Annotated in this window: 1 CRISPR repeat array. The window is 44.2% G+C overall.

The annotated features are described in order from the left end of the window. Window positions 1-7 precede the first annotated feature (7 nt). Window positions 8-575: direct repeats of the CRISPR family, unit length 28 nt; unit sequence CTTCTAAGCTGCCTACATGGCAGTGAAC. Window positions 576-582: the final 7 nt, after the last annotated feature.

Raw genomic sequence — 582 nt, forward strand, 5'->3', positions numbered from 1 at the left:
TATAGTTCTTCTAAGCTGCCTACATGGCAGTGAACTTTTAGGAAACCCGATTGTAGAACGTTGGAACCTTCTAAGCTGCCTACATGGCAGTGAACCTTCTACAGTCATTGTTCTCATGCCGTTAGTTCTTCTAAGCTGCCTACATGGCAGTGAACATGTCCAAAACATCAGGATTAAGTAAACGTGGCTTCTAAGCTGCCTACATGGCAGTGAACAAGAATCTTAATTTAATAAGCCCTGAAATTTTCTTCTAAGCTGCCTACATGGCAGTGAACGAGAGGTCCTTTTCTCTTGTGAAATACCTGAACTTCTAAGCTGCCTACATGGCAGTGAACTTATTTGCTGTCTTGAGCAAATGGGTCTTAATCTTCTAAGCTGCCTACATGGCAGTGAACCTGTTGCCGCAACCCAACACTTGGCCCACACACTTCTAAGCTGCCTACATGGCAGTGAACTTCACAAGGCACATAAGCGATTTCAATCGGAACTTCTAAGCTGCCTACATGGCAGTGAACTTTTTGAGTTAGAAGATCATGAGCAAGGCAAGCTTCTAAGCTGCCTACATGGCAGTGAACTAGATGG

This window comes from Acinetobacter brisouisimilis (genome assembly GCF_000368265.1).
Taxonomy (GTDB): domain Bacteria; phylum Pseudomonadota; class Gammaproteobacteria; order Pseudomonadales; family Moraxellaceae; genus Acinetobacter.